Source organism: Streptomyces adustus (genome assembly GCF_009377175.1).
GTDB lineage: Bacteria > Actinomycetota > Actinomycetes > Streptomycetales > Streptomycetaceae > Streptomyces > Streptomyces adustus.
The window spans coordinates 1-23,598 of record NZ_VJZD01000149.1 but is presented as its reverse complement, the minus strand read 5'-3'; the positions used below and the strand labels follow the sequence as shown (position 1 = coordinate 23,598).

The 23,598-nt window shown below is 72.0% G+C and carries 23 protein-coding genes and 1 pseudogene; 10 read left to right on the top strand and 14 right to left on the bottom strand.

The features are described from left to right. Positions 1–40 precede the first annotated feature (40 nt). From FNH09_RS29620 to FNH09_RS29610, 3 genes are read left to right on the top strand one after another with little or no spacing between them, the layout of a single operon-like run. Positions 41–862, top strand: a complete 822-nt coding sequence (locus FNH09_RS29620; protein WP_152892983.1) for a hypothetical protein — start codon at positions 41–43, stop codon at positions 860–862. A gap of 51 nt (positions 863–913) precedes the next feature. After that, the gene (locus FNH09_RS29615; protein ID WP_152892982.1) at positions 914–2,860 is read left to right on the top strand and encodes a fumarate reductase/succinate dehydrogenase flavoprotein subunit; all 1,947 of its coding nucleotides are present in this window, start codon (positions 914–916) and stop codon (positions 2,858–2,860) included. Further along, positions 2,857–3,630, top strand: coding sequence for a succinate dehydrogenase/fumarate reductase iron-sulfur subunit (locus FNH09_RS29610; RefSeq protein WP_162469291.1), 774 nt, complete (start codon positions 2,857–2,859; stop codon positions 3,628–3,630). The genes FNH09_RS29615 and FNH09_RS29610 overlap by 4 nt, the downstream gene beginning before the upstream one ends. Here the strand turns inward: FNH09_RS29610 and FNH09_RS29605 are convergent. Then, positions 3,608–3,922: a hypothetical protein gene (locus FNH09_RS29605; RefSeq protein WP_152892981.1), complete on the bottom strand. Its 315-nt coding sequence runs from the start codon at positions 3,920–3,922 to the stop codon at positions 3,608–3,610. The genes FNH09_RS29610 and FNH09_RS29605 overlap by 23 nt on opposite strands. A 42-nt stretch (positions 3,923–3,964) precedes the next feature. Beyond that, the gene (locus FNH09_RS29600; RefSeq protein ID WP_152892980.1) at positions 3,965–5,281 is read right to left on the bottom strand and encodes a glycoside hydrolase family 18 protein; all 1,317 of its coding nucleotides are present in this window, start codon (positions 5,279–5,281) and stop codon (positions 3,965–3,967) included. A gap of 211 nt (positions 5,282–5,492) precedes the next feature. Here FNH09_RS29600 and FNH09_RS29595 point away from each other — a divergent pair, with 211 nt between their 5' ends. Next, positions 5,493–7,163: a hypothetical protein gene (locus FNH09_RS29595; protein ID WP_152892979.1), complete on the top strand. Its 1,671-nt coding sequence runs from the start codon at positions 5,493–5,495 to the stop codon at positions 7,161–7,163. A 257-nt stretch (positions 7,164–7,420) separates the two neighbouring features. Here the strand turns inward: FNH09_RS29595 and FNH09_RS29590 are convergent, their stop codons facing one another. From FNH09_RS29590 to FNH09_RS29565, 6 genes are all read right to left on the bottom strand, one after another. Next, the gene (locus FNH09_RS29590; RefSeq protein WP_162469290.1) at positions 7,421–10,033 is read right to left on the bottom strand and encodes a SpoIIE family protein phosphatase; all 2,613 of its coding nucleotides are present in this window, start codon (positions 10,031–10,033) and stop codon (positions 7,421–7,423) included. A 300-nt stretch (positions 10,034–10,333) separates the two neighbouring features. Next, a complete protein-coding gene (locus tag FNH09_RS29585) occupies positions 10,334–10,792 on the bottom strand; it encodes an ATP-binding protein (RefSeq protein ID WP_152892978.1) in 459 nt (152 codons plus the stop codon). 66 nt (positions 10,793–10,858) lie between these two features. After that, entirely contained in the window at positions 10,859–11,287 is a 429-nt protein-coding gene (locus FNH09_RS29580; RefSeq protein WP_152892977.1) for a (deoxy)nucleoside triphosphate pyrophosphohydrolase, read from the bottom strand. 35 nt (positions 11,288–11,322) lie between these two features. Next, positions 11,323–11,517, bottom strand: coding sequence for an SPOR domain-containing protein (locus FNH09_RS29575; RefSeq protein WP_152892976.1), 195 nt, complete (start codon positions 11,515–11,517; stop codon positions 11,323–11,325). A 310-nt stretch (positions 11,518–11,827) separates the two neighbouring features. After that, complete coding sequence (locus tag FNH09_RS29570) at positions 11,828–12,580, bottom strand: GntR family transcriptional regulator (RefSeq protein ID WP_162469289.1); 753 nt, start codon at positions 12,578–12,580, stop codon at positions 11,828–11,830. 147 nt (positions 12,581–12,727) lie between these two features. Beyond that, on the bottom strand, positions 12,728–13,948 hold the full coding sequence (locus tag FNH09_RS29565) for a DUF4190 domain-containing protein (protein ID WP_162469288.1): 1,221 nt from the start codon (positions 13,946–13,948) through the stop codon (positions 12,728–12,730). Between the two features lie 150 nt (positions 13,949–14,098). On the opposite strand from FNH09_RS29565, the pseudogene FNH09_RS47795 reads away from it, so the two are divergent. Then, positions 14,099–14,179 (top strand): annotated as a pseudogene (locus FNH09_RS47795) (Uma2 family endonuclease); the annotation flags it as partial. Between the two features lie 163 nt (positions 14,180–14,342). Here the strand turns inward: FNH09_RS47795 and ychF are convergent. Then, positions 14,343–15,431 (bottom strand): redox-regulated ATPase YchF, encoded by a 1,089-nt coding sequence (gene ychF / locus FNH09_RS29560; RefSeq protein ID WP_162469287.1) that lies wholly within the window; start codon positions 15,429–15,431, stop codon positions 14,343–14,345. Positions 15,432–15,595: 164 nt separating this feature from the next. Here ychF and FNH09_RS29555 point away from each other — a divergent pair, with 164 nt between their 5' ends. After that, positions 15,596–16,252, top strand: a complete 657-nt coding sequence (locus FNH09_RS29555) for a DUF6542 domain-containing protein (RefSeq protein WP_162469286.1) — start codon at positions 15,596–15,598, stop codon at positions 16,250–16,252. A gap of 124 nt (positions 16,253–16,376) precedes the next feature. Here the strand turns inward: FNH09_RS29555 and ppgK are convergent, their stop codons facing one another. Then, positions 16,377–17,123, bottom strand: coding sequence for a polyphosphate--glucose phosphotransferase (ppgK, locus tag FNH09_RS29550; RefSeq protein ID WP_152892973.1), 747 nt, complete (start codon positions 17,121–17,123; stop codon positions 16,377–16,379). A gap of 29 nt (positions 17,124–17,152) precedes the next feature. After that, complete coding sequence (locus FNH09_RS29545) at positions 17,153–18,178, bottom strand: 4-hydroxy-3-methylbut-2-enyl diphosphate reductase (protein ID WP_152892972.1); 1,026 nt, start codon at positions 18,176–18,178, stop codon at positions 17,153–17,155. A gap of 180 nt (positions 18,179–18,358) precedes the next feature. Between FNH09_RS29545 and xseA the strand changes: the two genes are divergently transcribed. From xseA to FNH09_RS29530, 3 genes are all read left to right on the top strand, one after another. Then, positions 18,359–19,573, top strand: a complete 1,215-nt coding sequence (gene xseA / locus FNH09_RS29540) for an exodeoxyribonuclease VII large subunit (protein ID WP_152892971.1) — start codon at positions 18,359–18,361, stop codon at positions 19,571–19,573. A 4-nt stretch (positions 19,574–19,577) separates the two neighbouring features. After that, the gene (locus FNH09_RS29535; protein ID WP_152892970.1) at positions 19,578–19,814 is read left to right on the top strand and encodes an exodeoxyribonuclease VII small subunit; all 237 of its coding nucleotides are present in this window, start codon (positions 19,578–19,580) and stop codon (positions 19,812–19,814) included. 187 nt (positions 19,815–20,001) lie between these two features. Beyond that, complete coding sequence (locus tag FNH09_RS29530) at positions 20,002–20,592, top strand: malonic semialdehyde reductase (RefSeq protein ID WP_152892969.1); 591 nt, start codon at positions 20,002–20,004, stop codon at positions 20,590–20,592. 149 nt (positions 20,593–20,741) lie between these two features. Here FNH09_RS29530 and FNH09_RS29525 read toward each other — a convergent pair whose 3' ends face one another. Beyond that, a complete protein-coding gene (locus FNH09_RS29525) occupies positions 20,742–21,266 on the bottom strand; it encodes a DUF4245 family protein (protein WP_162469285.1) in 525 nt (174 codons plus the stop codon). Between the two features lie 127 nt (positions 21,267–21,393). Between FNH09_RS29525 and glpX the strand changes: the two genes are divergently transcribed. After that, positions 21,394–22,428 carry a class II fructose-bisphosphatase gene (glpX, locus tag FNH09_RS29520; RefSeq protein ID WP_152892968.1) on the top strand — a complete coding sequence of 345 codons (1,035 nt, stop codon included), beginning with the start codon at positions 21,394–21,396 and terminating at the stop codon, positions 22,426–22,428. A 156-nt stretch (positions 22,429–22,584) separates the two neighbouring features. Here glpX and FNH09_RS29515 read toward each other — a convergent pair whose 3' ends face one another. Together FNH09_RS29515 and FNH09_RS29510 are read right to left on the bottom strand one after the other, a co-directional pair. After that, positions 22,585–22,959, bottom strand: coding sequence for a WhiB family transcriptional regulator (locus FNH09_RS29515; RefSeq protein WP_162469284.1), 375 nt, complete (start codon positions 22,957–22,959; stop codon positions 22,585–22,587). Positions 22,960–23,135: 176 nt separating this feature from the next. Then, the coding region (locus FNH09_RS29510) for a LiaF domain-containing protein (RefSeq protein WP_152892967.1) at positions 23,136–23,598 on the bottom strand (463 nt) is incomplete at its 5' end.

Sequence of the window (23,598 nt, the reverse complement as noted above, 5' to 3'; positions counted from 1 at the left end):
TACCGGACCCGCCCCCTGACCCCGACCGGGAGTCCCCAAGTTGGCCACTGGTACGGAACCTCATCCGAACAGCGGCGGCGTCCGGTCCGCGACGCGCGCCGCGATCGACGCCCCGCACCTGCGGACCGACCGGTGGTGGCTGGCCCCGGCCACCACCGCCGCCGGGCTGCTCGCGTTCATCGTGTACTCGACCTGGCGGGCCTTCTCGAACGCGCACTACTACGCGGCACCGTACGTCTCGCCGTTCTACTCGCCGTGCCTGGCGGAGAACTGCCGGACCATGCACGCGGGACCCAACGCCGACCTCTTCGGCAGCTGGTGGGCGCTCTCCCCGGCGATCATCATCCTGATCTTCCCGCTGGGCTTCCGGCTGACCTGCTACTACTACCGCAAGGCGTACTACCGCAGCTTCTGGGCGTCGCCGCCGGCCTGCGCGGTCGCCGAGCCGCACCGCACGTACACCGGTGAGAGCCGCTTCCCGCTGATCCTCCAGAACATCCACCGGTACTTCTTCTACGCCGCGATCGTCGTGGCCGGGATCCTGACCTACGACACCGTGCTGTCCTTCCGCGACGAGCACTACCGCTGGGGCCACATGGGTCTGGGCACCCTGGTCTTCCTGGTCAACATCACGCTGATCTGGGCGTACACCGTGTCCTGCCACTCCTGCCGGCACATCGTCGGGGGCAAGCTCAAGCACTTCTCCCGGCATCCGGTGCGCTACCGGATGTGGCAGTTCGTCGGGCGGCTCAACGCACGTCACATGCTGCTGGCGTGGTCGTCGCTGGTGAGCGTGGCGCTCGCCGACTTCTACGTGTACCTCGTCGCGTCCGGGGTCTTCGACGACCCCCGCTTCTTCTGACGATCCACGCTTCCACCGATCCGCGCTTCTACTAACGAGTGGGGCCTATTGATGTCCGTGGTCGACCGTCAGGAGTGGGACGTCGTCGTGGTCGGGGCCGGCGGCGCCGGTCTGCGCGCCGCGATCGAGGCGCGTGAGCGCGGCGCCCGTACGGCCGTCATCTGCAAATCGCTGTTCGGCAAGGCGCACACGGTGATGGCCGAGGGCGGCATCGCCGCGGCGATGGCCAACGCCAACGAGCACGACAACTGGCAGGTCCACTTCCGCGACACCATGCGCGGCGGCAAGTTCCTCAACCAGTGGCGGATGGCCGAGCTGCACGCGCGCGAGGCGCCGGACCGGGTGTGGGAGCTGGAGACCTGGGGCGCGCTGTTCGACCGTACGAAGGACGGCCGGATCTCCCAGCGCAACTTCGGCGGCCACGAGTACCCGCGCCTGGCCCATGTGGGCGACCGCACGGGCCTCGAACTGATCCGGACCCTCCAGCAGAAGATCGTCGCCCTCCAGCAGGAGGACCACCGGGAGACGGGCGACTACGAGAGCCGTCTCAAGGTCTACCAGGAGTGCACGGTCACCCGGGTCCTGAAGGACGCCGGCGGCCGGGTCTCGGGGGTGTTCGCCTACGAGCGCGAGTCCGGCCGCTTCTTCGTCCTGGAGGCACCCGCGGTCGTGATCGCGACCGGCGGCATCGGCAAGTCGTTCAAGGTGACGTCGAACTCGTGGGAGTACACCGGCGACGGGCACGCGCTGGCCCTGCTGGCCGGGGCGCCGCTGCTGAACATGGAGTTCGTCCAGTTCCACCCGACCGGCATGGTCTGGCCGCCGTCGGTGAAGGGCATCCTCGTCACGGAGTCGGTGCGCGGCGACGGCGGGGTGCTCAGGAACTCCGAGGGCAAGCGGTTCATGTTCGACTACATCCCCGACGTCTTCAAGGAGAAGTACGCCCAGTCCGAGGAGGAGGGCGACCGCTGGTACGAGGACCCGGACCACAACCGGCGTCCGCCCGAACTGCTCCCCCGCGACGAGGTCGCCCGCGCCATCAACTCCGAGGTGAAGGCGGGCCGCGGCTCCCCGCACGGCGGGGTGTTCCTGGATGTGTCGACGCGGATGCCCGCCGAGGTGATCCGGCGCCGACTGCCCTCGATGTACCACCAGTTCAAGGAGCTGGCCGACGTCGACATCACGGCGGAGGCGATGGAGGTCGGGCCCACCTGCCACTACGTGATGGGCGGCATCGCGGTCGACTCGGACACGGCCGCCGCCCGCGGGGTGCCGGGGCTGTACGCGGCCGGTGAGGTCGCGGGCGGGATGCACGGCTCCAACCGGCTCGGCGGCAACTCCCTTTCCGACCTGCTGGTGTTCGGACGGCGGGCGGGCCTGCACGCCGCCGAGCACGCGGCCGGCCTGGCCGACGGGCGGCCGGCGGTGGACGAGGCCGAGGTCGACCGGGCGGCGGCGGAGGCGCTACGGCCGTTCTCCGCGGAGGGACCGGCGCCGGACGGGCGGGAGGGGCAGCCGCCGGAGAACCCGTACACCCTGCACCAGGAACTCCAGCAGACGATGAACGACCTGGTCGGCATCATCCGCCGCGAGGCCGAGATGGAGCAGGCCCTGGAGAAACTGGCCGAGCTGCGGGTACGGGCCCGGCGGGCCGGGGTCGAGGGCCACCGGCAGTTCAACCCCGGCTGGCACCTCGCCCTGGACCTGCGGAACATGCTGCTGGTCAGCGAGTGCGTGGCGCGGGCCGCGCTGGAGCGCACCGAGTCGCGCGGCGGGCACACCCGCGAGGACCACCCCACGATGGACCGCAGGTGGCGCCGCGCCAACCTGATCTGCCGGCTGGCCGACCCGGCCGGGGATCCGGCGGAACCCGAACCGGACGGCGGGCAGATCTCCCTCACCCGCGAGAACACCGATCCCATCCGACCGGACCTGCTCGCCCTCTTCGACAAGGAGGAGCTGGTCAAGTACCTCGCCGAAGAGGAGCTCTACGAGTGAGCAGCTACGAGGCCCGCTTCAAGGTGTGGCGCGGGGACACGAAGGGCGGTGGGCTGGAGGACTTCGCGGTCGAGGTGAACGACGGCGAGGTCGTCCTCGACATCATCCACCGCCTCCAGGCCACCCAGGCCCCCGACCTCGCCGTCCGCTGGAACTGCAAGGCGGGCAAGTGCGGTTCGTGCTCGGCGGAGATCAACGGCCGTCCCCGGTTGATGTGCATGACCCGCATGTCGGTGTTCACCCGGGACGAGACGATCACCGTCACCCCGCTGCGCGCCTTTCCGGTGGTCCGCGACCTGGTGACGGACGTCGGCTTCAACTACACCAAGGCCAGGCAGGTTCCGTCCTTCGTGCCGCCTGCCGGGCTCGGCCCCGGCGAGTACCGCATGCAGCAGGAGGACGTGGACCGCTCGCAGGAGTTCCGCAAGTGCATCGAGTGCTTCCTGTGCCAGGACACCTGCCATGTCGTGCGCGACCACGAGGAGAACAAGCCGGCGTTCGCCGGGCCGCGCTTCCTGATGCGGGTCGCGGAACTGGACATGCATCCGCTGGACGCGGCGGCCGAGACCGGGCTGGACCGCAGCCGCACGGCCCAGGACGAACACGGCCTCGGCTACTGCAACATCACCAAGTGCTGCACGGAGGTGTGCCCCGAGGGCATCAAGATCACCGACAACGCGCTGATCCCGCTGAAGGAACGGGCGGTGGACCGCAAGTACGACCCGCTGGTGTGGCTGGGGTCGAAGATCAGGAGGCGTTCTCCGGAGTGACGGCGCCGGGGGTGCGGCCGGGGCGCTGGGCGAGCCACTGGACGCCCAGGCTCCCCATCCACAGGAACCAGCCGATGAGCGGGAGCGTGTCGAACTTCGCGGGCAGCACGCCGAGGAACATCCACAGGGACATCCCGACCGCGCCGAGCAGCTGGCCGTACCCCCACAGCTTCGGACGCAGGACGCGGTGCCGGCCGAACGGCACCACCCAGCCGGTCGTGACGCCCGCGATGCCGAACCCCGCCGTCGCCGCCACGGCCAGCACCGCCAGGACGACCAGAATCATGTGCATGGCAGTCATCGTCCCACCAGGGACCATGCGCACGCCAGGTGGTCATCGCGGATTTGCCCAGCCCTCGCGGTAGCCCGTCCAGTCGTCCTCCGTCGCCGCGAAGTCCACGTACAGGGCGACGCCGAAGTTCGCGCGGTCGTGGTCGGTGCGGGACAGGCCCAGGCGGACCCCGCGGACCGCGGCGGGGACGGTCTCGGCGTGTGCCCAGTGCCCGAAGCGGTTCTCGTGGAAGAACGGCAGCCCCATCAGCAGGTCGGTGGTGGGCGGGGTGACCTCCAGGGCGAGGGAGGTCTGCTGGGCGACATAGCCCCCGTAGGTGCTCGGCAGCGGCTGCATGGTGTCGTACGACATCACGGCGATCTGGTCGACCCGGCGCGCGACCTGCCCGAAGAACTCCTGGGACCACCACTTCGGGTGCCCGGCGACGGTTCCCCAGAAGGAGTGGAACCCGGGGAGCGGGTCGATCTGGTGGGAGGCGACGGAGAGCGGCACACCGGCGGCCGCGGTGACCTTGTGCAGGGAGTCGAGGAGGGCGAGGTAGTTGCCGTCGCCCGAGTGCAGGGGCTCCAGGTCGAAGTGGACGCCGTCGAAGCCCGCGGCGAGGATCTCGCGGGTGGAGCGGACCACCGCGGCGCGGGTCGCGGCCCGCTCCAGACGCATGCCGTCCGGCCCCTCGGTGGCCAGCTTGTCGCCCAGCCAGGCCTGCACCCGGATGCCGGGCAGCTCGCGATGCACGGCCGCTATCAGCCAACCCGCCTGCGCGTACGACGACTTGGGAAGCGTCCCGTCGTGCTCCAGCGGGCCCGCGTGGACGTAGAGGTCGCGGATGCCGCTGCCGTCGAGGCGATGGGCCAGGGCCGTGATGTCGGCGTCGCGCTTGCGCCCGTCGACCCAGGCGTGACCGAGCCAGATCGCGTCCCGGCCCCGGGTGTACGTGCCGTCGGCGGGGTCGCCCGTGTAGTTCACCCGCAGGGCGGTCTCGGCGGCGAGCAGCGGCAGCAGGAGGGCCAGGACGAGCCCGAGGGCGATCCGCACCGCCCGGCGGGCGCCTCGGCGGCGGCGGGTGGAGGTGGGGGCTGCGCCGGAGTCGTCGGCGGGACCGGTGACGGCGTTCGCGTCGGGGTCTGCGCTCGTGTTCGCGTCGGGGTCTGCGCTCGTGTTCGCGTCTGCGTCTGCGTCCGGGGCTGGGTCCGCGCCCGGGTGCCGGGGTGCGTCCGGTGCCGCGTCCGCGCCCGGGTGCCGGGCTGGGTCCGGGGCCGCGTCCGCGCCCGGGTCCGGGGCTGCGTCCGGGTCCGGGGCCGCGTCCGGGTTCGCTCCTGCCTTCGTGTGCGTGTCCGGGTTCGGGTCTGTGTGGTCCATCCCAGGTCCCCCTCGTGTCTCGGCCCGCCCCTGGCGCCCCGTCCCGGACGCACACCGCTCGCGTGCCCGCATGGGCGGCCATACGCTCCCAAATGTGACGTCATCCTTGTTCCGGGGCCGGCCACGGCGTGCGACCTCGCACATACCCGTGCAGGTGGCACATGCCGCGCTGGGCGGGGTCCTTGGGCTCGTGTGGCTGGTGTTGCCAGGGATGACGACACAGAACGACCCGCCGGTTGCGATCACCGACCCGCGGCCCGTCTGCACCCCGGTCGCCTCCCAAGCGGCCCAGGCGTCCGCCGTCGATCTCGTCCTGCCGCTCGCGGCGGTGGGCGCGGCAGGCGTGGTCGCGGGCTACGGGTACGTACGGCGCACCCGTCGGGCCCGTACCCGGACGACCCCCGGCGGCCCATCCACCGCACCCGCCGTCGAACCGCTGGCCGAACTGGACCGGCGGACACGGGCGTCACTCGTCGAGGCGGACGACTGCATACGCACCAGCCGGGAGGAACTCGCCTGCGCGGTGGCCCTGTCCGGAACCGGGCCCGCGGCACCGTACGCGCGGGCGGTGCGGGAGGCCGAGACCGAACTGGCCGCCGCCTTCGCGATGCGGCAGCGCTACGACGAGGGCGTACCGGCGGAGGAGGCGGCCCGGCGGCACGCGCTCGCGGGCATCGACGGCCGGTGCGCGGAGGCGGGGCGGCGGCTGGACGCGGAGGCGGCGGGATTCGACCGGCTGCGCGGTCCGGAATTCGGTACCGGCGCGGCGCTGGAGGCGGCGGAGGCTCGGTTCCGGGAGCTGGCCGGCCGGACCGGAACGGCGCAGGCGACGCTCGCCGACCTGGCGGTCCGGTACGCGCCGACGGCGAGCGCCGGGGTCACGGGGTACGTCGAACAGGCCAAGGACCGGCTGGTGTTCGCCACCTCCCGGCTCAACCGGGCCCGCCAGACCGCCGATCGCGGCGAGCTCGGGCGGGCCGCCCTGCATCTGCGGGCCGCCGAGGGCGGGGTGGCCCAGGCGGCGGTGTTCGTGGACGAGGTGCACCGGCTCGCGACCGCGCTGACGACGGCCGCGCGGTGGCTGCCGGCCGCGCTCACGGGGGCGGAGGCCCAGCTCGCGCGGGTGCGGGCGGCCGGGCCCGCGGCGCTGCCCGCGGTGCCCTCGGGCGAGTTGCGGTCACGGCTGCTGCACGCGGACGCGGTACTGGACTCCGTACGTCAGGAGGTGACCGCACGGCGTCCGCACGATCCGCTGGGCCTGCTGCGCCGGGTCGTCGGGGCGACCGCGCCGCTGGACACCGGGCGGGGCGGGGTGCTGGCGGCCGCCGCGTCGCTGGTCGCCCGGTCCGAGGTCGCGGGCGCGGGCGGCTTCGTCACGACGCACCGGGGGGTGGTCGGTGCCGAGGCCCGTACCCGGCTGGCGGCGGCGGAACGCTGCCTGGCCCGGGTGGACGGCCGGTCGGGCGGCCGCGTCCCGCAGGACGGGGTGGCGGGTGCCCCGGGAGATAATTCGGCGGGAGCCTCGACGGACGCCCCGGCCGGTGTCCCGCTCGGCGTCCCGGCGGACGCGTCGGCGGACATCTCGGCAGACGTCCCGGCCGACGTCCCGGTGCGTGTCCCGGCGGAGGTACCTGCGGACGTCCTGGCGGAGGTCATGACGGATGCCCTGGCCTGCGGCGACCTGGCCACGCAGGCCCGGGAGCTGGCCGAGCTGGACGTACGCACGCACGGCAACCCGCACAACGGGCCCACCGCCCACGAGAGCGGCCTCGCCGGGGCGGTGCTCGGCGGCCTGCTGTCGCCCGGCGCCGCGCAGGACGGCACGCCCCCGAGCTTCGGCGGCCCCCGCACCCGCGACCGCAGGGGGCAGGCGCCCCCGTGACCGCGGGAATCCACCCGCGGCGCCTGCGCAGCGGCCCGCAACGCCCGTACGACCGCTCCAGGCCGCCCGGAGCGCCCGTCCCAGCCACCCGAGCCGCCCGGGGAGGCCCGGAACGCCGTGCAGCCGCCCGGCGCCGCCCGCGCGACGGCCCGCAAGCCCGTACAGCCGCCCGAGGTCGCCCTGAACGCCCGTACAGCTGCCCGTGCCGCCCGGGAAGGCCCGCAACGCCTGTATGCGGCCGGCGGTCGGTGGGTGTCTCAGAACAGGCTGAGCAATGCCTCCGCCGGGTCCATGAGGCCCGTCTCGCCGTCCGGGAGCGGGAGTTCGAACCACACCGTCTTGCCCCGGGGGGTGCGGCGCGAGCCCCAGGCGGCGGAGAGCAGGCCGACGAGCTGGAGGCCGCGGCCGCCCTCGTCGGTGTCGCGGGCACGTCGGCGCCGGGGCTGGACCAGGCCGGAGTCCCAGACCTCGCACACCAGGGTGCGGTCGAGGAGCAGCCGCAGCCGGATCTCGCCCTCGCCGTAGCGCAGCGCGTTGGTGACCAGCTCGCTGACGAGGAGTTCCGTGGTGTCGACCAGGGGCTCCAGGCCCCAGGTGTTCAGCTGGCCGCGCGCGTACTCGCGGGCGCGGCCGACGCTGCGCGGTTCGCGTGGCAGCGTCCAGTCGCCGACGGACTCGGTGGGCAGTCCCTGGACGCGGGCCATCAGCAGCGCGATGTCGTCCTCGCCGTGATGGGTGTCGAGGGTCCGCAGGACGTGGTCGCAGACGTCCTCCAGCGGGCGCGTCGGGTCGGTCAGCGCGCCCACGAACGCCTGGAGTCCCTCGTCGAGGGGATGGTCGCGGGATTCGACCAGGCCGTCCGTGTAGAGCGCCAGCAGGGCGCCCTCGGGCAGTTCGACCTCCACCTCCTCGAACGGCTCGCCGCCGACGCCGAGCGGCATCCCGGGCGGCACGTCGAGCATCAGCGCGGCCTCGCCCGGTTCGACGAGGACGGGGGGCAGATGACCGGCGTTGGCGAAGGTGCAGCGGCGGGTGACGGAGTCGTAGACCGCGTAGATACAGGTCGCGAGGTACACCTCGGAGAGGTCGGCCTCGCGGGGGCGGCGGGCGGCCCGGGTGGCCTGCTGGACCCCGCCGGGGGTGCCGAGTCCGCGGGCGATCTCGTCCAACGCCGAGAGCACCTCGGCGGGTTCGAGGTCGAGAAGGGCCAGGGTCCTTACGGCGGTGCGCAGTTCGCCCATGGCCACCGCCGCGCGCAGCCCGCGGCCCATCACGTCGCCCACCACCAGCGCCGTGCGGTGGCCGGGGAGTTCGATGACGTCGAACCAGTCGCCGCCGACCTCGCTGGGGCGGCCGGAGGAGACGTTGCCGGGCAGATAGCGGCAGGCGATGTCGAGACCGGAGGCGACCGGGTCGCCGGGCGGCAGCAGGGACCGTTGCAGGATCAACGCCCGCTCGTGCTCACGGCGGTACAGGCGGGCGTTGTCGATACAGACGGCGGCCCGCGCCGCCAGCTCCACCGCCAGGTCCCGGTCCCGGTCGCCGAACGGCTCGCTGCCCTTCGTCCGGGCGAACTGCGCCAGTCCCACGACCGTGTCGTGGGCGACCATCGGGACCGCGAGCGTGGACTGCACCAGGCCGCCGTCCTCGCCGGGGATGTGCAGCGGGCGGGCGGTGCGCAGGGCGTCCGCGCACGGGGAGTTGAAGGGGTAGTGGTGGACCGCGCCGACCGCGACGGGCCGGTCGCCGCCCGCGAAGGGCGCGTCGGACACGGCGCTGGCGAAGGCGACGCGGCGCAGTTCGGCGCTGCCGTCGGCGAGGCCGGGCGGGGTCTCGTCGCCGGCCAGCAGGCCCTGGTAGAGGTCGACGGTGGCGAGGTCGCAGAACCCGGGCACGACGACGTCGAGGAGTTCGCGGGCGGTGGTCTCCAGGTCGAGGGAGTTGCCGATCCGGGCGCCGGCCTCGTTGAGCAGGGCGAGGTTGCGGCGGGCGGCGGCGGCCTCGCGGGCGGCGGCGCGGCGGGAGGTGATGTCGGTGCCGAGCCAGGCGATGCCGATCGGGCGGCCGCTGCCGCTGTGCACGCGGTAGAGGTTGATGGACCAGTGGCGGCGTTCCTCGGAGCCCGGCACGAAGCCCGTGACGTGCATGTCCGTGATGGAGTCGCCGGTCTCCAGGACCCGGCGCAGGGTCGCGGAGACCCGGTCGGCCTCGCCGCGCGGCAGGTAGTCGTGGACGCCCTGGCCGCGGTGGTCGTCGGGGCTGCCGCCGAAGATGGAGGCGAACCGCTCGTTGGCGCGGCGCACCCGCAGGTCGGCGTCGATCAGCAGGAAGCCGAACGGAGATTGGCCGAATATCGCCTGCGAGGCGGCGAGGTCGGTCTCGATGCTGCGCAGGGTGCGGACGTCGACGACGATGCAGACGGCGGCCTTGTCACCCTCCGTGGTCCGGGTCGGCATGACATAGACCTCGGCGAGTCCCTCCTCGCCGCGCTCTCCGGCCGGGGCCTCCGGCATCCGGAAGGGGACCACCCCGGTCCACTCCCGGCCGTCGAGGATCTCGGCCATCTTGCGCTGGCCGCGTTCGCGCAGGTCGGGGTCGACGAAAGCCTGGATGGGATCCATGCCCACGGCACGCTCGGCGGGGATGCCGAAGATCTCCTCGGCGCGCAGGCTCCACTGGTCGACGATCCCGTCGGGGCCGATGGAGAAGGACGCGACCCGGATGTAGTCGTACATCGAGCCGGGCGGACTGATCTGCCACATGGGATCGCCGGACGGCACCTCCGCGTGGGCAGCGGTGCCCGAGGCATCCGCCCTCGCTCCGCCCGACGGGTCCTCGGACTCCGTCGCCTTCGCTGGTATCTCGCTCACGCGAACCGTCCCCTCCAGCTCACCGCGCCCGGCACCGGTCACCGGGGGCGGCTGCCCGCAGTATCCAGCACTACGGTGCCGCACGACACGGTGTTCACGATCACAGCACGGTCCAGGTTCTTTTCGGACCTGTCCGTGACAACACTTCCAGTCTTCTAACCAGGGAACACACCGTCGAACCACGTCCGCGGGGGATCATCATCGACCTGAATCGGCCAGTCGACAGGACGGGGGCGCGCGTACAGACGACTTCGGGGGACATAAGCCCCTAAACCGCTCGAAGAGACTGGTTTCAATGCCTCAGTCCGGCACCGCGAGTTCGAACCAGACGGTCTTGCCCGCGGATCCGGGGCGAGTGCCCCAGCGACGTGAGGAGGACGCGACCAGTTGCAGGCCGCGGCCGCTCTCGTCCTCCGGTCGGGCGGCGCGCTCGCGGGGCGGGTCGGGCAGCGGGTCGGAGACCTCCACCAGCACTCCGCGCCGCTGGGAGGGGCGGACGAGGCGGACACCGATGGGACCGGTGGCATGGCGCAGGGAGTTGGTCACGAGCTCGCTGACCAGCAGGGCCGCCATGTCACTGACGGATTCGAGATCCCAGCCCCGCAGCCGGTCCCGGACCACCGTGCGCGCGGCGCGGGCGGCGCCGGGGTCTGCGGGAAAGGTCCATTCGGTGCAGTCGCCTTCGGTGTCGATCACGCCGATCACTTCCCGGGCAAGCCGATCGCCCCATGTCCGGTTTCGAGGGGTTAATGGGCACATACCCGACATCCGGCGCGTGATACCGCCCTTCGGGGCGCACTGTGGCACAAACGGCGTACGGGGAGCTCAGATCGTGTCCGCGCCGGCGTCCGCTTCGGCGTCCAGGCGCGCGAGCGTCTCCCGCACCGCGGGCACATCCTGCTCCAGCCAGTCCACGTCCCAGATCTCGGCGGGGGTGAGCCAGCGCAGCTCGTCGTGGTCCTGGAGGGGCTTCGGGGCGGAAGAACCCGCGCGCAGCCGCGCGGTCCACACATACAGGACGTACGGCGGTCTCAGCGGCCATCGGCCCGGTACGCGCTCCACGGCCTCGGCCTCGACGCCGAGTTCCTCGCGCAACTCGCGTACGAGAGCCGCCTCGGGCGTCTCGCCCGGCTCGACCTTGCCGCCGGGCAGCTCCCAGCGTCCGGCCAGTTCGGGGGGTGCGCTGCGGCGCGCGGCGAGCAGGCGGCCACCGTCGAGCAGGGCGGCCCCGACCACCACGATCCGTTCCGTCATGGGCCGGAGCCTACGGGAGCGGGGTGGCGGGCAGGTCAGTTGCGGGTGGCGTCGTCGTGCTGCCCGATCCGCTCGACCCAGTACAGCTGCTTGTGTCCGCGGTGGTCGAGGCTGTCCGCGATCTTCTGCGCCTCGGCGCGGGTCGCGTACCTCCCCACGCGATAGCGATTGCCGTTGTCGTCCTGCCGTATGACGAGCCAGGGCAGTGCGATCGTGCCGCCGTCGTTCATCGCACCCCTCCCGCCCGCGCTTCGCCCCGCGCCCCGCCTTCTAACGAAACCGCAATCCGCATATGCCCGAGCCTACGCCTAACCTTCACGCAGCGAATACGCCTTTTCACAAAGAGGTACGCAACCGGCCAGCCCACAGGGGCGCACGGCATCGAACGCGCCCCGCGCAGAGTGCACCGAAACCGGTCGGGGCATGCCGGAGAGACCTGGGACGACCTGCGAGAACGACCGGAAGACAACGGCGCCCCCGACGGCCTCGACCGAGGTCCGTGCGGGGGCGACAGTTATGAGGTTGTGCGCAGGTTGTGCGCTACTTCACGGGAAGGTGGTACGCGACCCGATAGCGGTCCGCCGGGACGACCACGTCGGCCGTCTCCACCGGGCGTCCCGAGGCGTAGTACGTGCGCTGCACGACGAGGACGACATGGCCGGGCACCCCGCCCAGCGCGAGGAGTTCCTCCGCGAGGCCGGGACGGGCGCCGACCTCCTCGGTGACGTTGTCCACGATGACGTCGATGGCGCGCATCCGCTCGACCACGCCCATACCGCCGAGCGGTCCCTCCTCGGGCAGCATCACCGGCGTCCGCCCGGTCACCGCGAGCGGCTCCCAGGAGGTGGAGAGCATCATCGCCTCGCCGGCCTCCCGGAACACGTACCGCGTGCACATCACGCGGTCGCCGGGCTTGATGCCGAGCCGCTCGGCGACCGCGCCACTCGCCTCCGCCTGCGCGCTGTTGGACTCCCAGGTGCCGCGGGTGTCCGCGTCGGCCTGCTCCTGGCGGAAGGGGGTCGCGCCGCCGGTCGGGCGGAACCCGGAGCGGGCGATCCGGCGCGGCACGGGCCGCTCGCGCACATACGTCCCCGAGCCGGAGCGGCCCTCGACCAGCCCCTCGGCCATCAGCACCTTGCGCGCCTCCAGGGCGACGGTGTCCGAGACGCCGTACTCCTCGCGGATTCTGGCCTGGGAGGGCAGCCGGGTGTGCGGTGGCAGCGAACCGTCGACGATCTTCTTGCGGAGATCACCCGCGACGCGCAGATACGCCGGCTGCTCACCGAATGTCACTGGCCGCTCCCATCAGGTTGTACAGACAGCAACAGCCTGGCAACCGTGGGTCGTCCCGTGCAAGCGAAGGCCAGGGAATCACTCGATGTGATGACTTGTGGTTGTGGAGGGCTTTACGCAGGCACTTTCTCCCCACTCCGGCCGCGCTCACACATCGAGGTCGCCACTGCCCCCGCCGCCGCCCGCGCCGCCGCCGTGGTCGTCGTACGACGGCGGGGTGGTGGCCAGCCCCAGAGCCTTGCGCGCGGTGACCGTGGCGGCGTCGTCGATGAACTCGTACCCGCTGTCGTAGTGCGCGTAGAACGTGTCCGCGTCGTCGGCCGCGGCGGCCTTCGCCCACTCCTTGCGGGCGGCCTCCACGTCCTTCACCAGGGCGGCCACGGGACGCTCGGCGGCGGCCGGCCAGTCGTGCGCGCGCAGCGCCGCGGCCTGCGCCGCGAGCCCGTCCTCGACGTCGCCCGCCCAGTCCGTGTTGACCTTCAGATCCTCCTCGGGATAGTCCAGGGGCTCCTGCGCGAGCGCGGTGTCCAGCGCGCGGGCCGCCTTCAGGAAGGCCTCCTGGTCCGCGTCGAGCATCGAGGCGTCGTTGCGCAGCGAGCCGCTCAGCGTGGCGTCCTCGTCCGTGTTGCCGAAGAAGCAGGTGATCTCGCGGTCGCCGACGTCCCAGGACTCCTCGGTCGGGGTGAAGTAGTACACGTCGACGTCCTCGGGCACGGCCCAGGGGTCCATCGCGTAGCGGTCCAGGAGCGTGGAGCACCTGTCGTCGGCGATGTCCGTGACATGGGTCTCGCCGGGGTAGGAGTCGTCCGGGTAGTCGGCGCCCTTGCGCAGGTCGAACACGGCGAACGCCTCGCCGTCGTGCTCGCCGCCGCAGGGGACCACGTCGACGTCGTAGGTGTAACCGTCCTGGGCGCTCGGCGCGTTGAAGCACTCGCCGACGCCGACCGGCACGCTCACGCTGTTCGCGGCGCCCTCCTTGAAGCCCTCCCAGGCGTCGTGCGCCGCGCTCGTGGTGAGCGCCAGCGTCCACAGCACGAGCCCGATCGACGACATCACCGTCCCGCCGATCGCCAGCCCCTTGCCACGCTCGCCGCGCCGCCCGATCTGCACCAGCGCGATCACCCCGAGCACCAGTCCCACCGCCGGCAGGAAGCAGAGGATGCCGAGGACCAGGGAGGCGATGGCCAGACCGTTGACGGGCGCGGGCCGGTTGAACGGGCTGTAGCCCTGCCCCCAGGTCTGGTACGGAGGCTGCCCGTAGGCCCCGTACTGCGGCGGGTACGGGGCGGGCGGCGGCGCCTGGTGGGGACCCTGCGGCTGCTGGGGCTGCCCGGGGTCGTGGGTCCCCGGGGGCGGAGGTATGGACACGGTTACCGTGCTCCTGGTTCTGACGGGACGGCGGGCGGCGGGACGACTCGGCGGCGACAGTCCCGGATCCCCGATGCGGAGGGGACGAGCGATGAGAACTGACGTACGACCTTGGCGCATGGTAAGCGCGCGACGACCCGGGGTGTGACGCCGGTCGGCTTCGAGGTCGAGCGGCAGATGACCATCCGCCTCGACGCCCGTAACCGTCCTGAGCCGGACCTGCCGCTGACGGACCCAGCCGCGAACTCGTCCACCAGCTGTTGACGACGCGCGGGCGGCACGCTTCCCGAGATCGGACCGAACACCTGGCTGCTCCGAGTTCTGCGAACTGCCGCGGACAGCAGAAACGGCCTGACCCCCGTTCTCGTGGGTCAGGCCGCTCGTGCGGGTCCGGTCAGACGTTGAAGCGGAACTCCACCACGTCGCCGTCCTGCATGACGTACTCCTTGCCCTCCATGCGGGCCTTGCCCTTGGCGCGGGCCTCGGCGACCGAGCCCGTCTCGACCAGGTCCTCGAAGGAGATGACCTCGGCCTTGATGAAGCCCTTCTGGAAGTCCGTGTGGATCACACCGGCGGCCTCGGGGGCCGTCGCACCCTTCTTGATCGTCCAGGCGCGGGACTCCTTGGGGCCTGCCGTGAGGTAGGTCTGGAGGCCGAGGGTGTTGAAGCCGACGCGGGCGAGGGTGGCCAGGCCCGGCTCGTCGGCGCCGACCGACTCCAGGAGCTCCATGGCGTCCTCCTCGTCGAGCTCGGCGAGGTCCTGCTCCAGCTTGGCGTTGAGGAAGATCGCCTCGGCGGGGGCGACCAGGGCGCGCTGCTCGGCCTTGAAGTCCTCGTCGACCAGTTCGTCCTCGTCGACGTTGAAGACGTAGAGGAACGGCTTGGTGGTGAGCAGGTGCAGGTCGTGCAGCAGCTCCTCCTTGCCGGATCCCTGCGCGATGCCCGCGGAGAACAGGGTGTCGCCCTTCTCCAGGATCTCCTTGGCCGCCTCGACCGCCGCGACCTTCGGCGCGATGTCCTTCTTGATCCGCGACTCCTTCTGGAGGCGCGGCAGGACCTTCTCGATGGTCTGGAGGTCGGCGAGGATCAGCTCGGTGTTGATCGTCTCGATGTCGTCCTTGGGCGAGACCTTGCCGTCGACGTGGACGACGTTCTCGTCCTTGAAGGCTCGGATGACCTGGCAGATCGCGTCCGACTCGCGGATGTTCGCGAGGAACTTGTTGCCCAGGCCCTCGCCCTCGGAGGCGCCGCGCACGATGCCCGCGATGTCGACGAAGTCGACGGTGGCCGGCAGCACCCGCTGCGAGGAGAAGATCTCGGCCAACTTCGTGAGCCGGGCGTCCGGGACGCCGACGACGCCCACGTTGGGCTCGATCGTGGCGAACGGGTAGTTGGCCGCCAGCACGTCGTTCTTGGTCAGGGCGTTGAACAGGGTCGACTTGCCGACATTCGGCAGACCGACGATTCCGATCGTGAGCGACACGTTGCGACTTCCCGTACGTGAGAGAGGTGGGGACAAGGGGGCCGATCCACCAGTCTACGGCGTGCCGCGCCCCGTACCGGCGTCGTGTCGAACGCTTGGCCAAGCTCGGCCCATCGGCGTGTCTGACGGGCCATTCGGCACATAAACCGACCTAAGTTGGTCCAGTGGAGCAACACAGGACGCGCCCCCAGCAGCACGGACCACGACGCGGCAAGACCTCGTCCCTGCCTCCGCAGGGCGGACGCGGCGGGGCGGGCGCGGCGCGGCCGGCCCGGCCGTCCTCCGCTCCCGCGCCCCCGTCCGGCCGTCCCGCGCCCTCGTCCCGGCCCGTGCCGTCCTCCCGCCCGGCCCGGGCGGACGCTCCCGCGGACGGGCCCGTGCAGCGCCGCCAGGTGACGTTACGGCGGCCCGCTCCCCCGGTCGCCCGGCCCGCAGGGCAGGCGCCCGGTCCGCGGCTGACCGGGCTGGGTGCCGGGCTGTTCTGCGGGGCGGCGATGATCCTGCTCGGCTGGCTCGACCTGCTGCTGTTCGACGGGTCGCCGACGGTGTACGGGGTGCTGTTCCTGCCGGTGTGCGTGCTGACCGCGCTGTGGGTGCGCCGGGGGGATCTGCTGACCGCGCCGGTCGTGGTGCCGATCGCCTTCACGGCGGGGGCGCTGTCGATGGCCGACGGCAGCGGCGGCCTCGGCAGCCGACTGATGGGAGTGATCACGGTGCTCGCCACCCAGGCCGGGTGGCTGTACGGCGGAACGCTCGTCGCCGGGCTGGTCGCGCTCGTACGGAAGGTGCGAGCGCTGAGCCGACGCCGACGACCCCGGTGAACCGGGCGCTGTCGTGAACCGGGCACCCCGGGCCCATCACCACCGGGACCCGCGCCACGACGGCCCGGCCTCCCGGGGCCCGGCACCACGAAGGTCCGGGTCCCTGCGCCCGCCGCCAGAGGGCCTAGCCCTCCTTGAGGGCCCGCATCGCCGCCCCCACGATTCCCGCGTTGTTCTGGAGCTGGGCCGGGACGATCTCGGCCTTGATGCCCTCGATGAGGTGGAGGAACTTCTCCGACTTGCGGCTGACGCCGCCGCCGATGATGAACAGCTCGGGCGAGAACAGCATCTCGACATGGGCGAGGTACTTCGTGACCCGGCGGGACCAGTGCTCCCAGGTCAGCTCGCCGTCCTCCTTGGCCTTGCTGGAGGCGCGCTTCTCCGCGTCGTGACCGCCCAGTTCGAGGTGGCCCAGCTCGGTGTTGGGGACGAGCACCCCGTCGACGAAGAGGGCACTGCCGATCCCGGTGCCGAAGGTCAGCAGGATGACCGTGCCCCGGCGGCCGCGGCCGGCGCCGAACTCCATCTCGGCGACGCCCGCCGCGTCCGCGTCGTTGACCACGGTCACCGGCAGGCCGCCCAGCCGTTCACTGAACAACGCGCGCGCGTCCGTGTCGATCCAGCCCTTGTCGACGTTGGCCGCCGTACGAATGGTGGAGCCGCCGGTGACCACGCCCGGGAAGGTGAGTCCGACCGGGCCGGTCCAGCCGAAGTGGTCGACGACCTGCTTGACCCCGTCGGCCACTCCGTCCGGAGTGGCCGGGTGCGGAGTGAGCACCTTGCACCGCTCCTGGGCCAGGTCGCCCCGGTCCAGGTCCACGGGAGCGCCCTTGATCCCGGATCCACCGATGTCCACGCCGAAGATCTGCATGGCCCTACGTTACGACGTGGGGCCGACCGTCACTCCACGGAGTCGGCTGCCGCGCCGGACCCGCCGCGCTCGGCGACCAGTGTCGCCGCCTCCTCGCGCAGGTCGCGGCGGAGTTCCTTGGGCAGCGAGAAGGTGATGGACTCCTCGGCCGCCTTGACCAGCTCCACGTCCGCGTAGCCGCGCTCGGACAGCCAGCCCAGTACCTCCTCGACCAGCACCTCCGGCACCGACGCGCCCGAGGTGACGCCGACCGTGCTCACGCCGTCCAGCCAGGCCTCGTCGATCTCGCTGGCGAAGTCCACCAGGTGGGCGGCGCGGGCGCCGGCGAGCTTGGCGACCTCGACGAGCCGGACGGAGTTGGAGGAGTTGCGCGAGCCGACCACGATCACGAGGTCCGCCTCGGCGCCCATCTGCTTCACGGCCAGCTGACGGTTCTGGGTGGCGTAGCAGATGTCGTCGCTGGGCGGCGAGATGAGCTGCGGGAACTTCTCCTTCAGCGCGTCGACGGTCTCCATGGTCTCGTCGACGGAGAGGGTGGTCTGCGAGAGCCAGACGACCCGGGACGGGTCGCGGACCTCGACCTTGGCGACGTCGGCGGGGCCGTCGACGAGCTGGATGTGGTCGGGGGCCTCGCCGGAGGTGCCGATGACCTCCTCGTGGCCCTCGTGCCCGATCAGCAGGATGTCGAAGTCCTCGTTGGCGAAGCGGACGGCTTCCTTGTGGACCTTGGTGACCAGCGGGCAGGTCGCGTCGATGGTGGCGAGACGGCCACGCGCGGCCTCCTCGTGGACGACGGGGGCGACGCCGTGCGCGGAGAACATGACGATGTTCCCCTCGGGCACCTCCTCCGTCCGCTCGACGAAGATCGCGCCCTTCCGTTCCAGGGTCTGCACGACGTACTTGTTGTGCACGATCTCGTGCCGGACGTAGATCGGGGCCCCGTACTGTTCGAGGGCCTTCTCGACGGCGATCACGGCGCGGTCCACACCCGCGCAGTAGCCACGGGGGGCGGCGAGCAGGACACGGCGGCCAGGCGAAGCAGTCATGGGAACCATCGTAAGGCCGCCTCCGGGGGGCACGGATCGCCTGCCCCCGGTCCGCCCGGGGAGGCAGTCGGCGGGCCGGTCGGCCGGTCGCGGCCGCCTCGTCCGCGATCCGCCGGGCGCGGCGGATCCCGGTGTCGACCCGGCCTGGGCCGGGCCGCATTGTCGGTACCGGCCGTTACGCTCGGGCGCATGGCTGTGAACACGTCCGCGGACGCCCCGATGCCCGTCGGCGAGGTCTCGCGGCTCATCGGGGGATGGATCGACCGGCTCGGCGCGGTGTGGGTCGAGGGGCAGATCACCCAGCTGTCGCGGCGCCCGGGTGCGGGGGTCGTGTTCCTGACGCTGCGCGACCCGTCGTACGACATCTCGGTCGGCGTCACCTGCTTCCGGCAGGTGTTCGACGCGGTCTCCGATGTCGTGGGCGAGGGCGCCCGGGTCGTCGTCCTGGCGAAGCCCGAGTGGTACGCGCCGCGCGGGCAGCTGTCGCTGCGGGCCGCGGAGATCAGGCCGGTGGGTGTCGGCGAGCTGCTGGCCCGGCTGGAGCAGCTGAAGAAGTCGCTGGCGGCGGAGGGGCTGTTCGCGCCCGAGCGGAAGAAGGCGCTGCCGTTCCTGCCGCAGCTCGTCGGGCTGGTCTGCGGCCGTGCCTCGGCGGCGGAGCGCGATGTGCTGGAGAACGCCCGGCACCGCTGGCCCGCCGTCCGTTTCGAGGTGCGCAACGTCCCCGTGCAGGGGGTGCACGCCGTCCCGCAGGTCGTGCAGGCGGTGAAGGAGCTCGACGCGCTCGACGACGTGGACGTGATCATCGTCGCGCGCGGCGGCGGCAGTGTGGAGGACCTGCTGCCGTTCTCCGACGAGCAGTTGGTCCGCGCGGTCGCCGCCTGCCGTACGCCGGTGGTGTCCGCGATCGGGCACGAGCCCGACACCCCGCTCCTCGACTACGTGGCCGATCTGCGGGCCTCGACGCCGACGGACGCGGCGAAGAAGGTCGTACCGGACGTCGGCGAGGAGTACGAGCGGGTGCGGATGCTGCGCGACCGGGCACGGCGGTGTGTGCAGGGGCTGGTCGACCGGGAGGAGCGCGGTCTCGCCCATGCGCTGGCCCGGCCCTCGATGGAGGACCCGCACCGGATGGTCGACGAGCGGGAGGACCAGGTGGCGGCCCTGCTCGGCCGGGGCCGGCGGACTCTCGGTCATCTCCTCGACCGGGCGGATTCCGAACTGGGCCACACCCACGCGCGCGTGGTGGCCCTCTCCCCCGCGGCGACGCTGAAGCGTGGCTACGCCGTGCTCCAGCGGGCGGACGGGCATGTCGTCCGGGACCCGGGCGAGGTGGCGCCGCAGGAGGCGCTGCGGGCGCGGGTCGCCGAGGGCGAGTTCAACGTACGAGTCGATGTCCAGGAGTGAGTGAATGACCGGCAGGGTGGACGAGGCGCTCGGGTACGAGCAGGCCCGTGACGAGCTGATCGAGGTCGTACGGCGGCTGGAGGCGGGCGGCACGACGCTGGAGGAGTCGCTCGCGCTCTGGGAGCGGGGCGAGGAGCTGGCCAAGGTGTGCCGGCGGTGGCTGGAGGGCGCACGGGCCCGGCTGGACGCGGCGCTCGCCGAGGAGGCCGAGGGCGAGGAGGCCGAGGGCTCGGCGGGGTAGCCGCTCGGCAGGTCGGTCCCCGGCGGACGGACGCCTTCGGCGGGGTGGCCGCGCGGTGACTGGGAGCCTGTGAAGCGGATCACCACACTCCCCATTTGGTTGAACTTTGAACTTCACCTCGCTTATGGTCGGTTCAGTCAGCCGGTCCTGCACCTCAGGGCCGGACGCACGTCCCGAGAAGGTTCAGATGTCTCTCGTTCTCGACCCCGCCGCCCAGGACCTGCTGTTCCGCGAGGCCCGCACCGCGAACACCTTCACCGACGAGCCGGTGACCGACGAGCAGGTCCAGGCGATCTACGACCTGGTCAAGTACGGCCCGACCTCGATGAACCAGTCGCCGCTGCGGGTCACCCTGGTCCGCTCGGCCGAGGCCCGCGAGCGCCTGGTCCAGCACATGGCCGACGGCAACAAGCAGAAGACCGCCGCCGCCCCGCTGGTCGCGATCCTCTCCGCCGACAACGAGTTCCACGAGGAGCTGCCCCAGCTCTTCCCGCACTTCCCCCAGGCCAAGGACGCCGTCTTCGGCGAGCGCCCGGTGCGCGAGTCGAGCGCCGCGCTGAACGCCACCCTCCAGGCCGCGTACTTCATCCTCGGCGTCCGCGCCGCCGGCCTGGCCGCCGGCCCGATGACCGGCCTCGACTTCGAGGGCGTCCGCAAGGAGTTCCTCGACGACGACCACACCCCGCTGATGGTGGTCAACATCGGCAAGCCGGGCCCCGACGCCTGGTTCCCGCGCTCCCCGCGCCTGGCCTACGACGAGGTCGTCACCACCGTCTGAGACGGCCCCGGACCCCCGGGCCACCGTCCGCGGCGGCCCCCGGGATCCGGGATCCCCGGACCTCCGGACCCCCGGGCATGACGAAGGCCCCCGGCACACAGCCGGGGGCCTTCGTCATGCCCGCGTACGTATCGGAACGCGCCCGGCGCTCACGCCGTCTTCAGCGCCCCGGCCATCTTCACCAGCCGGTCGAAGGACGCCGTGCCCGCCACGACCGTCGTGGAGCCGTCGGTGCCCTCCAGCACGAGGGCGTCGTAGCGGCCCCCGGTGTAACGGGTCCAGGTGCGGCCGCCGATCTCGTCGGTGACCTTCGTCGCCTTCGCGCCCTGGCTCGCCTCCTCGACGAACTCGGCGCGCTTCTGAGCCGACTGCTCGACGGCCACGTACTCCCCGTCGGGGTCCTGGAAGCCGAGGTGCCAGGCGTCCGACTCATCGGCCCGGAAGCGCACGGACGTCGCCTTCCAGCTCCCCGGCAGGCCTTCGGGCGCGGCCACCGGGTACGACGCCGCACGCCGTGCCGTCAGCAGCTCGACGCGGTAGTCGACCCGCTTGATGTCGGGAGCGTGATCGTCGTGCGGGACGAAGATGTAGATGACACCTGCCGCGACCATGATCAGGCCCAGGGAAAGAATCATGTCCCGGACCGTCTTCTGCTTGCCGTTCGAACCTGCCACGCGCCCTATCGTCGCAGGTGCCCGGTGCGCTCATCCGTGGGGGGCCCTGCTCATTTTGTAAGCCTGGCGATAGAGTCGTGGCCAACACCCTCATCCGGCCGTCGCCGTATCAGAAAGGTGCGCTCCGATGACCGAGAATCATCACCTCCCGTCCGAACTAGAGGTTCCCTCCGAGGCACCCGACCGCAACCTCGCCCTGGAGCTCGTCCGGGTGACCGAAGCCGCGGCGATGGCCGCGGGCCGCTGGGTCGGGCGCGGCGAAAAGAACGGCGCCGACGGTGCCGCGGTGCGCGCCATGCGCACGCTCGTCTCCACCGTGTCGATGAACGGTGTCGTCGTCATCGGCGAGGGCGAGAAGGACGAAGCCCCGATGCTCTTCAACGGGGAGCGGGTCGGCGACGGCACCGGCCCCGAGTGCGACATCGCCGTCGACCCGATCGACGGCACCACGCTCACCGCCAAGGGCATGCCGAACGCGATCGCCGTCCTGGCCGCCGCCGACCGCGGCTCGATGTTCGACCCGTCCGCCGTCTTCTACATGGACAAGCTGGTCACCGGTCCCGAGGCCGCCGACTTCGTCGACATCGACGCGCCCGTGTCCGTGAACATCCGCCGGGTCGCCAAGGCCAAGCACTCCTCGCCCGAGGACGTCACCGTCGTCATCCTCGACCGGCCGCGGCACGACGGTCTCATCAAGGAGATCAGGGAGACCGGCGCCCGCATCAAGCTGATCTCCGACGGCGATGTCGCCGGCTCGATCCTGGCGCTGCGCGAGGGCACCGGCGTCGACCTGCTGCTCGGCGTGGGCGGCACCCCCGAGGGCATCATCTCGGCCTGTGCGGTGAAGTGCCTGGGCGGCACCATCCAGGGCAAGCTCTGGCCCAAGGACGACGCGGAGCGGCAGCGGGCGATCGACGCCGGACACGACCTCGACCGCGTGCTGACCACGGACGACCTGGTCTCCGGCGAGAACGTCTTCTTCGTCGCCACCGGCATCACCGACGGCGAGCTGCTGCGCGGGGTGCGCTACCGGTCCGAGACCGCCACGACCGACTCGATCGTGATGCGCTCCAAGTCCGGCACGGTCCGCCGGATCGACTCCGAGCACCGGCTGAGCAAGCTGCGGGCGTACAGCGCGATCGACTTCGACCGCGCCAAGTAGCCACCACCCGGCGGCCGCACCCGGCGGCCGCACTCATACGTGAAGGGGGCGCCCCCGGTGCGGAGGGAGCGCCCCCTTCACGTACGAACGACCCACGAGCCCGTGGGGCACGGGCGCAGGTGAAGGCTGTGCACGCCCAGGGGCTGCAACGGCGTACTAGCCCGCGGCCGCTATGCGGTTCGCCGCGCGGGCCTTCTTCAGTTCGAGTTCGCGGCGACGGCGCCGGGCCAGCACCACACGGCGCTCGGCGGCGGTGAGGCCGCCCCAGACGCCGTACGGCTCGGGCTGGAGCAGCGCGTGCTCGCGGCACTCGACCATCACCGGACAGCGCGCGCAGACGCGCTTGGCCGCCTCCTCACGGGAGAGCCGGGCGGCGGTGGGTTCCTTGGACGGTGCGAAGAACAGGCCGGCCTCGTCGCGCCGGCACACCGCCTCGGTGTGCCAGGGCGCGTCCTGGTCCCTGTCCCGCACCGGCACCCGCTGGGCCGGTACGGCAGCTACCTGCAGGGACGAATGCGGCGGTTGCTGCACGGGTCTACTCCTGACGACGGCTTCGCGAGCGAGAGACGATGCAGCAAGGCCTACCCGCTGTACGCGTGCCTATGCACTCAGTTCCGAACCGCAGGATTCCGGGGGCGCGTCAACGCCCGCGCCACATCCGCCGCGTCCGGCCCCCGCCGCCGCGGGGACCCCAGAGTTCACGACCGTCAACGGTCCAGGTGCTTGCGCAAATTCTTGTCGACCTTGCGCTGGACCCGGTCGAGGATGTCCCCGACGAGCCTGCCGCGCTTCGGCTTGCCCTCGATGTTGCCCAGTACGGCCCAGCCGTCGAGATAGACGACGGGGGCGTCCGGGTCGGCCGCGTCCAGCGTGTCCACCTCGAAGTTGCCCAGCACACCACCACCGGTGCCCCGCAGCGAGACGTTCTCCGGGACCCGGACCTCGACGTTGCCGAAGACCGAGAGCGCCTTGATGACGACCTGCTGGTACTCGAAGAGCGCCTCGCTGAGGTCGATCTCGACGCTGCCGAAGATCGCGTACGCGTGGATACGGCGTCCGGCGCGCCAGCGGCCCTTGCGGACGGCGCTGCTGAAGACCGCGACCACGTTCTCGTCGGGGTCGGCCGGGATGGCGCCCGCGGTCGGGCGGCCGGGGGCGGCGGCGTAGGCG

What these genes read in the sequence shown, in the direction of transcription:
- FNH09_RS29605 (WP_152892981.1), bottom strand. Translation starts at nt 3,922, where the DNA reads ATGCACATGATTCTGGTCGTCCTGGCGGTGCTGGCCGTGGCGGCGACG.
- FNH09_RS29545 (WP_152892972.1), bottom strand. Translation starts at nt 18,178, where the DNA reads ATGGTTCCCATGACTGCTTCGCCTGGCCGCCGTGTCCTGCTCGCCGCC.
- FNH09_RS29615 (WP_152892982.1), top strand. Translation starts at nt 914, where the DNA reads ATGTCCGTGGTCGACCGTCAGGAGTGGGACGTCGTCGTGGTCGGGGCC.
- FNH09_RS29575 (WP_152892976.1), bottom strand. Translation starts at nt 11,517, where the DNA reads ATGAACGACGGCGGCACGATCGCACTGCCCTGGCTCGTCATACGGCAG.
- FNH09_RS29585 (WP_152892978.1), bottom strand. Translation starts at nt 10,792, where the DNA reads ATGTGCCCATTAACCCCTCGAAACCGGACATGGGGCGATCGGCTTGCC.
- glpX (WP_152892968.1), top strand. Translation starts at nt 21,394, where the DNA reads ATGACCGAGAATCATCACCTCCCGTCCGAACTAGAGGTTCCCTCCGAG.
- FNH09_RS29535 (WP_152892970.1), top strand. Translation starts at nt 19,578, where the DNA reads ATGACCGGCAGGGTGGACGAGGCGCTCGGGTACGAGCAGGCCCGTGAC.
- FNH09_RS29530 (WP_152892969.1), top strand. Translation starts at nt 20,002, where the DNA reads ATGTCTCTCGTTCTCGACCCCGCCGCCCAGGACCTGCTGTTCCGCGAG.
- xseA (WP_152892971.1), top strand. Translation starts at nt 18,359, where the DNA reads ATGGCTGTGAACACGTCCGCGGACGCCCCGATGCCCGTCGGCGAGGTC.
- FNH09_RS29595 (WP_152892979.1), top strand. Translation starts at nt 5,493, where the DNA reads ATGACGACACAGAACGACCCGCCGGTTGCGATCACCGACCCGCGGCCC.
- FNH09_RS29580 (WP_152892977.1), bottom strand. Translation starts at nt 11,287, where the DNA reads ATGACGGAACGGATCGTGGTGGTCGGGGCCGCCCTGCTCGACGGTGGC.
- ppgK (WP_152892973.1), bottom strand. Translation starts at nt 17,123, where the DNA reads ATGCAGATCTTCGGCGTGGACATCGGTGGATCCGGGATCAAGGGCGCT.
- FNH09_RS29600 (WP_152892980.1), bottom strand. Translation starts at nt 5,281, where the DNA reads ATGGACCACACAGACCCGAACCCGGACACGCACACGAAGGCAGGAGCG.